Annotated in this window: 11 protein-coding genes and 1 pseudogene; 7 read left to right on the forward strand and 5 right to left on the reverse strand. The window is 70.1% G+C overall.

Going from position 1 to position 12,201, the window contains the following annotated elements; all coding sequences use genetic code 11:
• Nucleotides 1-3: 3 nt before the first annotated feature.
• Nucleotides 4-885: a hypothetical protein gene (locus ACIRVK_RS04150; protein WP_404243710.1), complete on the reverse strand. Its 882-nt coding sequence runs from the start codon at nucleotides 883-885 to the stop codon at nucleotides 4-6.
• Between the two features lie 269 nt (nucleotides 886-1,154).
• Here ACIRVK_RS04150 and rplM point away from each other — a divergent pair, with 269 nt between their 5' ends.
• The 3 genes from rplM (at nucleotide 1,155) to glmM (ending at nucleotide 3,664) form a co-directional block, all read left to right on the forward strand.
• A complete protein-coding gene (gene rplM / locus ACIRVK_RS04155) occupies nucleotides 1,155-1,598 on the forward strand; it encodes a 50S ribosomal protein L13 (protein ID WP_015658443.1) in 444 nt (147 codons plus the stop codon).
• A gap of 42 nt (nucleotides 1,599-1,640) precedes the next feature.
• The gene (gene rpsI / locus ACIRVK_RS04160; RefSeq protein ID WP_123974782.1) at nucleotides 1,641-2,153 is read left to right on the forward strand and encodes a 30S ribosomal protein S9; all 513 of its coding nucleotides are present in this window, start codon (nucleotides 1,641-1,643) and stop codon (nucleotides 2,151-2,153) included.
• Nucleotides 2,154-2,305: 152 nt separating this feature from the next.
• A complete protein-coding gene (glmM, locus tag ACIRVK_RS04165) occupies nucleotides 2,306-3,664 on the forward strand; it encodes a phosphoglucosamine mutase (protein ID WP_404243712.1) in 1,359 nt (452 codons plus the stop codon).
• Here glmM and ACIRVK_RS04170 read toward each other — a convergent pair.
• Nucleotides 3,665-4,197: pseudogene (locus ACIRVK_RS04170) on the reverse strand (hypothetical protein); the annotation flags it as partial.
• A gap of 31 nt (nucleotides 4,198-4,228) precedes the next feature.
• The gene (gene coaA, locus ACIRVK_RS04175) at nucleotides 4,229-5,218 is read right to left on the reverse strand and encodes a type I pantothenate kinase (RefSeq protein ID WP_404243714.1); all 990 of its coding nucleotides are present in this window, start codon (nucleotides 5,216-5,218) and stop codon (nucleotides 4,229-4,231) included.
• Nucleotides 5,219-5,328: 110 nt separating this feature from the next.
• On the opposite strand from coaA, the gene ACIRVK_RS04180 reads away from it, so the two are divergent.
• Complete coding sequence (locus ACIRVK_RS04180) at nucleotides 5,329-7,923, forward strand: SpoIIE family protein phosphatase (RefSeq protein WP_404243716.1); 2,595 nt, start codon at nucleotides 5,329-5,331, stop codon at nucleotides 7,921-7,923.
• Between the two features lie 79 nt (nucleotides 7,924-8,002).
• On the forward strand, nucleotides 8,003-9,850 hold the full coding sequence (glmS, locus tag ACIRVK_RS04185) for a glutamine--fructose-6-phosphate transaminase (isomerizing) (RefSeq protein WP_404243718.1): 1,848 nt from the start codon (nucleotides 8,003-8,005) through the stop codon (nucleotides 9,848-9,850).
• A 14-nt stretch (nucleotides 9,851-9,864) separates the two neighbouring features.
• Here glmS and ACIRVK_RS04190 read toward each other — a convergent pair whose 3' ends face one another.
• Nucleotides 9,865-10,056, reverse strand: coding sequence for a hypothetical protein (locus ACIRVK_RS04190; RefSeq protein WP_404243720.1), 192 nt, complete (start codon nucleotides 10,054-10,056; stop codon nucleotides 9,865-9,867).
• 179 nt (nucleotides 10,057-10,235) lie between these two features.
• Between ACIRVK_RS04190 and ACIRVK_RS04195 the strand changes: the two genes are divergently transcribed.
• Both ACIRVK_RS04195 and ACIRVK_RS04200 read left to right on the forward strand, forming a co-directional pair.
• A complete protein-coding gene (locus tag ACIRVK_RS04195) occupies nucleotides 10,236-11,126 on the forward strand; it encodes a hypothetical protein (RefSeq protein WP_404243721.1) in 891 nt (296 codons plus the stop codon).
• A gap of 187 nt (nucleotides 11,127-11,313) precedes the next feature.
• Nucleotides 11,314-11,685, forward strand: coding sequence for a holo-ACP synthase (locus ACIRVK_RS04200; protein WP_404243723.1), 372 nt, complete (start codon nucleotides 11,314-11,316; stop codon nucleotides 11,683-11,685).
• Nucleotides 11,686-11,701: 16 nt separating this feature from the next.
• Here the strand turns inward: ACIRVK_RS04200 and ACIRVK_RS04205 are convergent, their stop codons facing one another.
• A complete protein-coding gene (locus ACIRVK_RS04205) occupies nucleotides 11,702-12,151 on the reverse strand; it encodes a hypothetical protein (protein ID WP_404243724.1) in 450 nt (149 codons plus the stop codon).
• Nucleotides 12,152-12,201 lie beyond the last annotated feature (50 nt).

Genomic DNA, 12,201 nt, shown 5'->3' on the forward strand with positions numbered 1-12,201 from the left:
GCGCTATCCGTTCGCGGCCGCCGAGGCCTGCGCCTCGCCCCGTCGGTTGATCTGGCGGAACGTGAAGAGCTGGAGGTCGTTGCCGGCGGCGAAGACGTTCGTGGAGTTCTTCGTCACGTCCTTGCCGTTGGTGAAGCCGACGGTCGTGAAGTAGGCGTAGCGGCCATAGGAGTTGGCCGTCGTCAGGCAGGTGGCGGCGTTGCAGAAGTCCTTCACGCCCTTGCCGGGCAGGGACGTGACGAAGCCCTTCTTGTCCGACTGGCTCCTGGCCTTGGCCGCCTGGGCCTGGGTGTCGAAGACGGCCACGCCGACCGTCACCGCCACGCCGTCCTTGGTGTACGTGACGCGCAGCAGGCGCGTGCAGTCGTTGCCGGTGAGGACGGCCGGGAGGGTGCCCTTCGCAGCAGAGGCGCAGTCCTTGGTGTCGGCCGTCGCGCCCTTCTTGTAGACCGTCGAGCCCATGGTCAGCTGGGTGCCGGGGAAGAGGGTCTCCACGCTGAGCGGGGCCGTGTCCTTGGCCTTGGTGGAGATGAACTCCTTGGGGTCCAGCGGGGGCGGGGCGCTGGTCGGTGCGAAGGACGGGGCCGAGGCGCTGGAGCCGGGGATGGAGGCGCTGGCGGGCAGGCCCGACGGGGTGCCGGAGGCCCGGTTGCCGCCGTTCGCCGACACCACCGCCATGGCGACGGCGGTGCCTATCGCGATGGCGGCCACCGCGCCGCCGCCTATGAACAGCAGACGGCGCCTCCTGTTGCGCGTCTCGGACGCCTCGGCGAGGGCCGCCCAGTCAGGGGTCCGGCCGTCGCCACCGTTGTTCCACGGCTGCTGGGATTGCGGTTTCCAGGGATCCCACTGGGACTGAGGTCCGCCCTGCTGCCCAAAGCTCATGGGGCGCATCTTAGTGGGGGTGCGGAAGGTGCCGGTGGGCCTGTGGACAACGGGCTCGTTTTGACCCACCCGGAGGACCCCGGTACTCTGCTTATTCGTTGTGTATCGGCTTGCTCGTACTCACGAGAGGCCCTTCACACAGGTTCCCTGGAGCAGTTACCAGTGGGCGGCATACGGGCAGTGGCCCGGCATATTTGTCGTCCCCAGCTGCACGATCGCTTCAGTGATGCCATTTTCAGCACCCATCCACTGAAGAAGAAGGCTGCGAAGTGCGTACGTACAGCCCCAAGCCCGGCGATGTGACTCGCCAGTGGCACGTCATCGACGCTCAGGACGTTGTCCTGGGCCGTCTCGCCACGACCGCCGCGTCCCTCCTGCGGGGCAAGCACAAGCCGATCTACGCCCCTCACGTCGACACCGGTGACTTCGTCATCATCATCAACGCCGACAAGGTGCACCTGTCCGGCAACAAGCGGACCCAGAAGATGGCGTACCGCCACTCCGGCTACCCGGGTGGTCTGCGCTCCGTCCGCTACGACGAACTGCTGGCGAAGAACCCCGAGAAGGCCATCGAGAAGGCCGTCAAGGGCATGCTCCCCAAGAACACCCTGGGCCGTCAGATGCTCACCAAGCTGAAGGTCTACTCGGGCGACCAGCACCCGCACGCTGCCCAGCAGCCGGTGCCGTTCGAGATCACCCAGGTCGCGCAGTAAGTCCGGCCACCCCCTAAGACTGAAGAGAATCTGAGGAGCATCGTGGCCGAGACCACTGCCGAGCAGCCGCTCGAAGAGCTTGACATCGACAGCTACACCACGGAGTCGGACGTCCCCGTCGAGGGCGAGTACACCTCCGAGTCCCTCGCGTCCCGCTTCGGCGACCCCCAGCCGGCCGCCGGCCTGGGCCGCCGCAAGAACGCCATCGCCCGCGTCCGGATCGTCCCGGGCACCGGCAAGTGGAAGATCAACGGTCGCACCCTCGAGGACTACTTCCCGAACAAGGTGCACCAGCAGGAAGTCAACGAGCCCTTCAAGGTGCTCGAGCTCGAGGGCCGCTACGACGTCATCGCCCGCATCGCGGGTGGCGGTGTCTCCGGTCAGGCCGGTGCGCTCCGTCTCGGTGTCGCCCGCGCGCTGAACGAGGCCGACGTCGACAACAACCGCGGCCCGCTCAAGAAGGCCGGCTTCCTCCGCCGCGACGACCGTGCGGTCGAGCGCAAGAAGGCCGGTCTGAAGAAGGCCCGCAAGGCCCCGCAGTACAGCAAGCGCTAAACGCGTCCGCTGTCTTTGCAAACGATCGCCCCGGCGGCACGGACTGTGCTGTCGGGGCGGTTCGTTTACACAACCCCTACCGTCCCCGGACAGTCTGAGGGGATGTACTGGGAGTGAGCCGCACTCTCTTCAGCAATTCGGAGGACACCACAGTGGGACGACTCTTCGGGACGGACGGCGTCCGGGGCGTCGCCAACGCGGATCTGACGGCCGAGATGGCGCTCGGTCTGTCGGTGGCGGCGGCGCACGTGCTGGCCGAGGCGGGCACGTTCGAGGGCCACCGGCCCACGGCGGTCGTCGGGCGGGACCCGCGTGCGTCCGGAGAGTTCCTGGAGGCCGCGGTCGTCGCGGGCCTCGCGAGCGCGGGCGTGGACGTGCTGCGCGTCGGTGTGCTGCCCACGCCCGCGGTGGCGTACCTCACCGGCGCGCTCGGCGCCGACCTGGGCGTCATGCTCTCCGCCAGCCACAACGCCATGCCCGACAACGGCGTCAAGTTCTTCGCCCGTGGCGGCCACAAACTGGCCGACGAGCTGGAGGACCGGATCGAGGCGGTGTACGAGTCCCACCGCCACGGGGAGCCGTGGGAGCGGCCGACCGGGGCGGGCGTCGGCCGGGTGCAGGACTACGAGGAGGGCTTCGACAAGTACGTCGCCCATCTGATCGCCGTCCTCCCGAACCGGCTCGACGGGCTGAGGATCGTCCTCGACGAGGCGCACGGCGCCGCGGCGTGGGTGTCGCCGGAGGCGTTCTCCCGGGCCGGCGCCGAGGTGATCACGATCGGTGCCTCGCCGGACGGCCTCAACATCAACGACGGCTGCGGCTCCACCCACCTGGAGAAACTGAAGGCCGCCGTCGTCGAGCACGGGGCCGCGCTCGGCATCGCGCACGACGGGGACGCGGACCGATGCCTCGCCGTGGACCACACCGGGGCCGAGGTGGACGGCGACCAGATCCTCGCCGTGCTGGCCCTGGCCATGCGGGAGCGGTCCGTGCTGCGGGCCGACACCGTCGTGGCGACCGTCATGTCCAACCTCGGCTTCAAGCTGGCGCTGGAGCGGGAGGGGCTGCGGCTCGTCCAGACGGCGGTGGGGGACCGGTACGTGCTGGAGGAGATGAAGCAGCACGGGTACGCCCTCGGCGGCGAGCAGTCCGGGCACGTGATCATCCTGGACCACGCGACGACCGGCGACGGCACGCTGACCGGGCTGATGCTGGCGGCGCGGGTCGCCGAGACCGGGCGGTCGCTGCGGGATCTCGCGGGCGTGATGGAGCGGTTGCCGCAGGTGCTGATCAATGTCCCGGACGTCGACAGGTCCCGGGTCGGGAACTCGACGGAACTCGCGGCTGCCGTTGCTGAGGCGGAGCGGGAGTTGGGGGCGACGGGGCGGGTGTTGCTGCGGCCTTCCGGGACCGAGCCGTTGGTTCGGGTGATGGTGGAGGCGGCGGACATTGATCAGGCGCGGTCCGTGGCGGGGCGGTTGGCGGATGCGGTGAAGTCGGCGTTGGGTTAGTCAGGCTCCGCGCCGCCCCTTTGTAAAGTGCCGTTGGCTTGACCACAGCGATTTCTGGGCCAGCAGTGTGAAGGTGCCGGCCAGGACGATGCCCAGGAGGTTCAGGAGGAGTTGTTCCCTTGAGCCCCAGGCCTGGCGGTACTCGGCGTAGGCGAAGGCCACGGCCGCAAGCCGACGGTCACCAGCATCGCCACCGCGAAGCCCATGCGTTGTCCAGGACGACACCGCAGGCCGCGATCATGGTGGCGCGTAGGTGATGGAGAGCGCCGACTCCTCGTGGGTCGCGTCGGTCAACTGCTCCCACAGGATCGCGTCCGCGCCCTCGCCGGGTGCCTCCTCCTCGGCCTTGTCGGCGCGCTCGGACAGGGACAGGTCGATGTTCTCGATGGCGATGGAGCCGGACCTTCCAGTCCCGACTCCCGCAGTGCGCCGATGAGTTCGTCGCCGGCCTCGCGGGCCACGTCGCACATCACCACGTCCCCCGCGGGGTTGCGGGCGGCACCCGGCAGGACGACCAGGTGGGCCGGGCCGACCAGCATGGCCGCAGACTAACGGTCGGAAAGGTCAGAGTTTGCGCAGGCTCAGGCGCTGGACCTTGTGGTCGGGGCCCTTGCGGACGATGAGGGTGGCGCGGCCGCGGGTGGGGGCGATGTTCTCCACCAGGTTGGGCTTGTTGATGGTGCGCCAGAGCGTGCGGGCGTAGTCGAGGGCCTCCTCCTCGGACACCTGGGTGTACTTCCTGAAGTACGAGTCCGGGTTCTGGAAGGCGGTCTGGCGCAGTTTCCTGAAGCGGCTGAGGTACCAGCGCTCGATGTCGTCGGCGCCGGCGTCGACGTACACACTGAAGTCGAAGTAGTCGGCGAGGCCGACGCGGGTGCGGCCGTCCTTGCCGGGGAGGGCGGGCTGGAGGACGTTCAGGCCCTCGACGATCAGGATGTCGGGGCGGCGGACGGTGAGTTTCCCGTCCGGGACGATGTCGTAGATCAGGTGGGAGTAGACGGGGGCGGTGACCTCGTCCTTGCCGGCCTTGATGTCGGCGACGAAGCGGGTGAGGGCGCGGCGGTCGTACGACTCGGGGAAGCCCTTGCGGGACATCAGGCCGCGGGCCTGCAGTTCCCTGGTGGGCAGCAGGAAGCCGTCGGTCGTGACCAGCTCGACGCGCGGGTGCTCGGGCCAGCGGGACAGGAGTGCCTGGAGGAGACGGGCGACGGTCGACTTGCCCACGGCGACCGAGCCGGCGACGCCTATGACGAACGGGGTGCCGGACTGGGAGCCCCGGTCGCCGAGGAAGGTGTTCAGGGCGTTCCTGAGGCCGTCGGTGGCGCCGACGTAGAGGTTGAGCAGGCGGGACAGCGGGAGGTAGATGTCCCGCACCTCGTCGAGGTCGATGACGTCACCGAGGCCGCGAAGCCTCTCGACCTCCTCGGCGGTCAGCGGAAGCGGCGTCTTGTCGCGCAGCGCGCTCCACTCGGTTCGGGTGAGGTCGACGTAGGGAGTCGCCTCCGGCCGGTGCCGGTGGACGCTCCGGGACGTCGAGGAGACCGGAGAGATCACAGTCCATTGTTAACGGAGTTTGAACGAGGCGGGGGGTGGGGTCCGTCACGTGCGGCGGCCGCCCGTGGGAAGCGCCCGCAAGGACTACGCGTAACCACTAAAATAGGACCGTGTTCCGGGGTGCGAGACGGGGGCTTGTGGCCCTGACGGCGCTCGCGGGCACCCTGCTCGCCGTACTGATCGGGGTCGGCTTCGGCGTGCTCTTCTGGTCGATCAGCGACATGCGGCAGGCCAACCTGGCCGAACGGCACGCCGTGGCCGCGCAGGACCAGGCCCGGCTGGTCGACCTGCTCGTGATCGACGAGGAGACGTACCAGCGGGGTTACGTCATCGCGCGGCAGCCGGATTTCCTCGGGCCGTGGAAGGTCATCCAGGGGCATTTCTCCGCGCAGGCGCAGAAGCTCGTGGACATCAGCACCTCTCCCGTCCAGCGGACGCGGGCCGAGGGGATCAGGAAGGCCGGCGAGGCCTACATCCGCGACTACTCGATCCCCGTGGTCCGGCTGGCGCAGCGCGGCGACCCGCGGGCGACCAGTCCCGCGGTGACGCTGGACGGCAAGCGGCGCGTGGACGCGATACGCGGCCTGTTCGACACCTATACGACGACCGAGACCGCCACCGTCGCGGCGCGCGAGGCCACCACCGACTCCGACGCCCAGCACGCGGCCGTCGCCGGGGCGGTCGGCGTCAGCGCGTCGGTGCTGCTCATCGCCGCCTACTCGGGCTACGTGACCCGGGTGATCGTCCTGCCGGTCCGCAGGGCCGCCCGGCTGGCCGGCCGGCTCGCCGAGGGCGACCTCACCGCGCGCATGCCGCGCACCGGCGCCCGGGAGATCGGACAGCTGGAGACCTCCTTCAACAGCATGGCCGGATCCCTGCAGCGCAGCATCGGACAGGCCCAGGAGGCCCATCGCCGGCTGCGGCTGCTGTACGACGCGAGCATGGCCGTCGGCACCACCCTCGACGTGGCGCGCACGGCCCGGGAGCTGGTCGGGGTGGCGGTGCCCCGGTTCGCCGACTTCGCCACCGTCGACCTCGCGGTGTCCGTCCTGCAGGGCGGGGAACCGACGCCGTCCGTCGGCACCAGGCTGCGGCGCGTGGCCAGGGACGGCGTCCGTGACGACGTACCGCTGGACCCCGTCGGCGCCGTGATCCGGCCGGCGCTGCACGTGCCGGAGGGGCCGGGCACTGGCTCGGGGGCGCTGTTCGTGCACGACCTGCGGGCGTCCACGGGCTGGCAGGACCGCAGCCCCGAGGAGTCGGGCCGGCTCCTCGACTACGGCATGCACTCCCTGATCATCGCTCCGCTGGTCGAGCAGGGCGTCCTGATGGGGATCGTCAGCTTCTGGCGTGGGAACGCCTCCCGGCCGTTCGAGAAGGAGGACGTCGCCGACGCGGAGGAGCTGGCCCTGAAGGCCGCCGTCGCCATCGACAACGCCCGCCGCTACACCCGGGAGCGGGAGACCGCGCTGGCCCTGCAGCGCAGCCTGCTGCCGCAGCGGCTGCCCGAGCAGCCGGCCGTGGAGGTCGCCCACCGCTACCTCCCGGCGAGCACCCGGGCCGGGGTCGGCGGCGACTGGCTCGACGTGATCCCGCTGTCCGGCGCCCGGGTCGCCCTGGTGGTGGGCGACGTCGTCGGCCACGGCATCCACGCCTCCGCCACGATGGGCCGCCTGCGCACGGCGGTCCGCACCCTGGCCGACGTCGACCTGCCCCCGGACGAACTCCTCACCCAGCTGGACGACTTGGTCATGCACCTGCCCGGGGCGGGGGACGGGACGAGGGATGCGGGCGGCCCCGGAAAACTCGCCGTGACAGCAGGGCAGCTGGGTGCCGGAGCGGGAGAGCTGGGCGAGCCGGTCGAACGCCTGGACTCGGCGGCGGGCGAGCTGGGGGCGACCTGCCTCTACGCGGTCTACGACCCCATCTCGCGCCGCTGCACCCTGGCCGGCGCCGGCCATCCGCAGCCCTTCGTGATCGCGCCGGACGGCACGGTGACGGCCGTGACCGGGCACACCGGTCCTCCGCTCGGTGTGGGCGGCCTGCCCTTCGAGACCACCGAGCTGGAACTGGCCCCCGGCAGCACCCTGGCCCTCTACAGCGACGGTCTGGTGCGCTCCCGGGACCTCGACGTCGGCCAGGGACAGGACCGGCTGCGCGCGGCGCTGGCCTCGGCCGCCGGCTCCGCGGACTCGCTGGACGACGCCTGCGGTGCCGTCGTCGACAGCCTGCTCGCCGGTCCGCCCGCCGACGACGTCGCGCTGCTGCTGGCCCGGACGCGCGCGTTCTCCTCCGACCAGGTCGCCACCTGGGACATCCTCCCGGACCCGGAACAGGTCGCCCTCGCCCGCACCCTGACCACGCAGCGACTGGAGGCCTGGCAGCTGGAGGAGGCGTCCTTCGTCACCGAACTGGTCGTCAGCGAGCTGGTGACCAACGCCATCCGCTACGGCACCCCGCCGATCCAGCTCCGTCTCATCCGCACCCAGCCGAGCAGCGCCTTGGCCGCGGGCGCCCTGGTCTGCGAGGTCTCCGACGGCAGCAACACCGCCCCCCACATGCGCCGGGCCCGCAGCTTCGACGAGGGCGGCCGGGGCCTGCTCCTGATCGCCCAGCTGACCCAGCGGTGGGGCACCCGGCACAGCATGACGGGCAAGACGATCTGGTGCGAACAGACGCTGCCGGTGGCGGGGCAGTGGGGATGACGGGCGTGTGATCGGGCATTTCCGATTCCGGGCACGCTGAGCCGTGTTCGGGGCGGGCTCGGCGCTTAGGCTGCGGGCCATGTGCGGAATCGTGGGATACGTGGGGTCGCAGTCGGCGCTCGATGTCGTGATGGCCGGGCTGAAGCGGCTGGAGTACCGGGGATACGACTCGGCGGGCGTCGCCGTGCCGGCGGACGGTGGGCTGGCGGCCGCGAAGAAGGCCGGGAAGCTGGTGAACCTGGAGAAGGAGCTGGTCGACCGGCCCCTGCCGACGGGTACGACGGGCATCGGACACACCCGCTGGGCCACGCACGGAGGCCCGACCGACGCCAACGCGCACCCGCACCTCGACAACGCCGGGCGCGTCGCCGTCGTCCACAACGGGATCATCGAGAACTTCGCCGTGCTGCGGGCGGAGTTGGCCGAGCGGGGCCACGGACTCGCCTCCGAGACCGACACCGAGGTCGTCGCGCACCTGCTCGCGGAGGAGTACTCGTCCTGCGCGGATCTCGCCGAGGCCATGCGGCTGGTGTGCCGACGGCTGGAAGGGGCGTTCACCCTGGTCGCGGTGCACGCCGACGAGCCGGACGTGGTCGTGGGCGCGCGGCGGAACTCCCCGCTGGTCGTGGGCGTCGGCAAGGGCGAGGCGTTCCTGGCCTCCGACGTCGCCGCGTTCATCGCCCACACCCGGTCGGCGATCGAGCTCGGCCAGGACCAGGTCGTCGAACTGCGCCGCGACGACGTGACGGTGACGGGGTTCGACGGCGCGCCCGCTGACGTCCGGTCGTACCACGTGGACTGGGACGCCTCCGCCGCCGAGAAGGGCGGCTACGACTACTTCATGCTCAAGGAGATCGCCGAGCAGCCCAAGGCGGTCGCCGACACGCTGCTGGGCCGCATCGACGCCGGCGGCTCGCTGACCCTCGACGAGGTGCGGATCAGCGCCTCCGAACTGCGCGAGGTCGACAAGGTCGTCATCGTCGCCTGCGGCACGGCCTTCCACGCCGGCCTGATCGCCAAGTACGCCATCGAGCACTGGACGCGGATCCCCTGCGAGGTGGAACTGGCGAGCGAGTTCCGCTACCGGGACCCCATCCTCGGCACCCGCTCCCTCGTGATCGCCATCTCCCAGTCCGGCGAGACGATGGACACGCTGATGGCCCTGCGGCACGCCCGGGAGCAGGGCTCCAAGGTGCTGGCCATCTGCAACACCAACGGCTCCACGATCCCGCGTGAGTCGGACGCGGTGCTGTACACGCACGCCGGCCCGGAGGTGGCGGTCGCCTCGACGAAGGCGTTCCTGACGCAGCTCGTGGCGTGTTACCTGGTCGCCCTCTACCTGGGCCAGGTGCGGGGCACCAAGTGGGGCGACGAGATCGGCGCCGTGATCCGCGAACTGTCGCAGATCTCGGTCGAGGTCGACCGGGTCCTGGAGACCATGGAGCCGGTACGGGCACTGGCCCGCTCCCTCGCCGACAAGGACACGGTGCTGTTCCTGGGCCGGCACGTCGGGTATCCGGTGGCCCTCGAGGGCGCGCTGAAACTGAAGGAACTCGCCTACATGCACGCCGAGGGCTTCGCGGCGGGGGAGTTGAAGCACGGCCCGATCGCGCTGATCGAGGAGGATCTGCCGGTCGTGGTCGTGGTGCCCTCGCCCCGGGGCCGCTCCGTCCTCCACGACAAGATCGTGTCCAACATCCAGGAGATCCGGGCGCGGGGTGCACGGACGATCGTGATCGCGGAGGAGGGCGACGAGGCGGTGGTGCCTTACGCCGACCACCTGATCCGCATCCCGGCGACCCCGACGCTGCTCCAGCCCCTCGTCGCCACGGTCCCGCTCCAGGTGTTCGCCTGCGAACTGGCGACGGCCCGCGGGAACGAGGTGGACCAGCCGCGGAACCTGGCGAAGTCGGTGACGGTGGAGTAGGCGGGGCTCCAGGGTCAGCCGCTGCGTTCTCGACCGTCCGCGTACAGCCGTCGGGCGGAGCGGATCAGCCAGTACTCCAAGAAGATGCCGCGGAGTACGGGGAAGCCGGACGCGTGCGAGCCGTCGAGCGCGTGGACGACGAGGGCGACAAGGAGCACGGGCCACAGGACGGCCAGCGCGGCAACGACGACGAACCGGGCCGTCACCCGCGCCGTCGCCCTCCGTTTCTTGCCCCGGTCCTTTCGGACCGGTGTCGCCCGCTCGGCGGGCCGCGGTCCGATGCCGGCGCTGTCCCGCAGGGAGTGGAGCTCCGGCGTGTGGAAACCGGACGACCCTGTGTCGGGTCAGCCGGACAAGCCGTCCTTTGGTCCAGCAGGTTGCGCGCATGGTCACATCAGCTCACGAGGGCCCGCATCGGATCTTCCAGGAGCGGCCCGAGATCCTGAATCCCGTCTTCGGGATGTTGGGTATCTCGCTGCCCGCGAAAGTGTCCGTGGACGCCGTCACCACGGACGTGACAGAGACCCGGCCGCTGGAACGCCGTGTGGACACGGTGCTGCGCATCGGCCTGTCCGACGGCGAGGACTTCCTGCTCGCCATCGAGTCCCAGTCGAAGGAGGTCGCGGGGAAGGAGGCCAGTTGGGCGTACTACGTCGCGTACCTCCAAGCGAAGTACCGTCTGCCGGTGCTGCTTCTGGTGGTCTGTCAGGACAGATCCACGGCCAAGTGGGCGACGGGACCCTTCGACTGCGGCACGCGTGGCTGGACCGCGCAGCGGACGTACCCGCTGGTCGCCGGTCCTGAGAACCTGCCGGTCATCACCGACGTCAGGAGCGCGGCGAAGAACCTCGCACTGGCCGTGCTCTCCGCGCTGGCTCACGCCCGTAGCCCCCACTGCGAGGCCATACTGAGGGCAGTCACAGCCGCCCTTCGGGAGACCTGGGAGACGGACCCCGACACCGCCGACTACTTCTTCGACCTCCTGGAAATCAACCTGGGTGACACCCCAGCCGGAGAGAAACCGAGGGAAATCATGTCGTTCGTCAGCTACTTCCCTGGGCGGGGGACGGTTCGCGAGACGGCCTATCTCGAAGGCAAGGCCGCAGGCGAGGTCAAAGGAATCCTGCGTGTGCTCGAAGTGCGTGGTGTTCCGATCTCCGACGAGGCTCGTGAACGCATCACGGCCTGTACCGACCTGGACCTTCTGGGGGACTGGCTCGAGCGAGCCGGAGCCGTGGAGAGCGCAGAAGAACTGTTCACCGAGACCGAGGTCTGAACGGTGGCGATCAGCGTGACAGCCAGCAGTACCAGGCCACTGTTCTGGCACGCCCGGTGTCGAGTACTCCAAGCATCTCTTTCGTCCGCCCCACCTCTCCCTCGCAAGGGCCGTCACTGCGACGCACGAGCGTGATCTTGTCGCCGGGACCGGGCTGGGGCGGTCCGCCGGATCGTAAAGTGCCCGCATGAGCATCATCGGCGTCGGGATCGACGTGGCCGAGATCGCGCGGTTCGAGGCGTCGCTGAAGCGGACGCCGGGGATGGCGGAGCGGTTGTTCGTGGAGCGGGAGTTGTTGTTGCCGAGCGGTGAGCGGCGCGGAGTCGCCTCGCTCGCCGCCCGGTTCGCTGCCAAGGAGGCGTTGGCCAAGGCGTTGGGGGCGCCCGCGGGGCTGCACTGGACCGACGCCGAGGTGTATGTCGAGGACAGTGGGCAACCGCGGCTGCGGGTGAAGGGAACCGTGGCTGCCAGGGCGGCGGAACTGGGCGTGCAGTCCTGGCATGTGTCGCTCAGTCATGATGCCGGGGTGGCTTCGGCGGTCGTGGTCGCCGAGGGCTGACGTCCGACAGGGATCGCTAAACGCATATCCAGCAGTACAGGCGGTGCCCGCGGGCGACCGCCCGTTCCGCCAGGTCCGACAGTTCGCGCAGGAAGTCCGCCAGGTCGGATGGGTCCGGTGGGGTGGAGAAGCCGCCCGCCGTCGCCCAGCCCTCGGCCACGGCATCCAGCAGTCCTCTGTCGAAGCTCGCGAGCGCGTCACGGAAGGTGTCCGTGAGGGAGACACTGACGACCTCGCCCTCGGCGACCATCGCGATCAGCTCGGCATGGCGGGGATCGGCCTTGACCGCCTCCTCCGACCTGCCCGTTATCAGCGTCTCGGCGGGCAGCAGGTCGACCATCGGGTCGATGCCCTTGACCTCCACCTCGTCGTACCCCGCCCCGAAGGGCTCGTCGTCCTCGCGCACGATCGCCCCGGCGGCGTGCGCGTCGTCCGCGGCGGCGTAGTAGCCGTAGATGACTCCCATACGGCCGATCATGGCAGCCGCCACTGACAATCGGGCATCCCGGGAACCGA

The organism is Streptomyces sp. NPDC101152, from assembly GCF_044768275.1.
Taxonomy (GTDB): Bacteria; Actinomycetota; Actinomycetes; order Streptomycetales; family Streptomycetaceae; genus Streptomyces.

What these genes read in the sequence shown, in the direction of transcription:
- ACIRVK_RS04205 (WP_404243724.1), bottom strand. Translation starts at nt 12,151, where the DNA reads ATGGGAGTCATCTACGGCTACTACGCCGCCGCGGACGACGCGCACGCC.
- ACIRVK_RS04195 (WP_404243721.1), top strand. Translation starts at nt 10,236, where the DNA reads ATGGTCACATCAGCTCACGAGGGCCCGCATCGGATCTTCCAGGAGCGG.
- glmS (WP_404243718.1), top strand. Translation starts at nt 8,003, where the DNA reads ATGTGCGGAATCGTGGGATACGTGGGGTCGCAGTCGGCGCTCGATGTC.
- ACIRVK_RS04150 (WP_404243710.1), bottom strand. Translation starts at nt 885, where the DNA reads ATGAGCTTTGGGCAGCAGGGCGGACCTCAGTCCCAGTGGGATCCCTGG.
- ACIRVK_RS04200 (WP_404243723.1), top strand. Translation starts at nt 11,314, where the DNA reads ATGAGCATCATCGGCGTCGGGATCGACGTGGCCGAGATCGCGCGGTTC.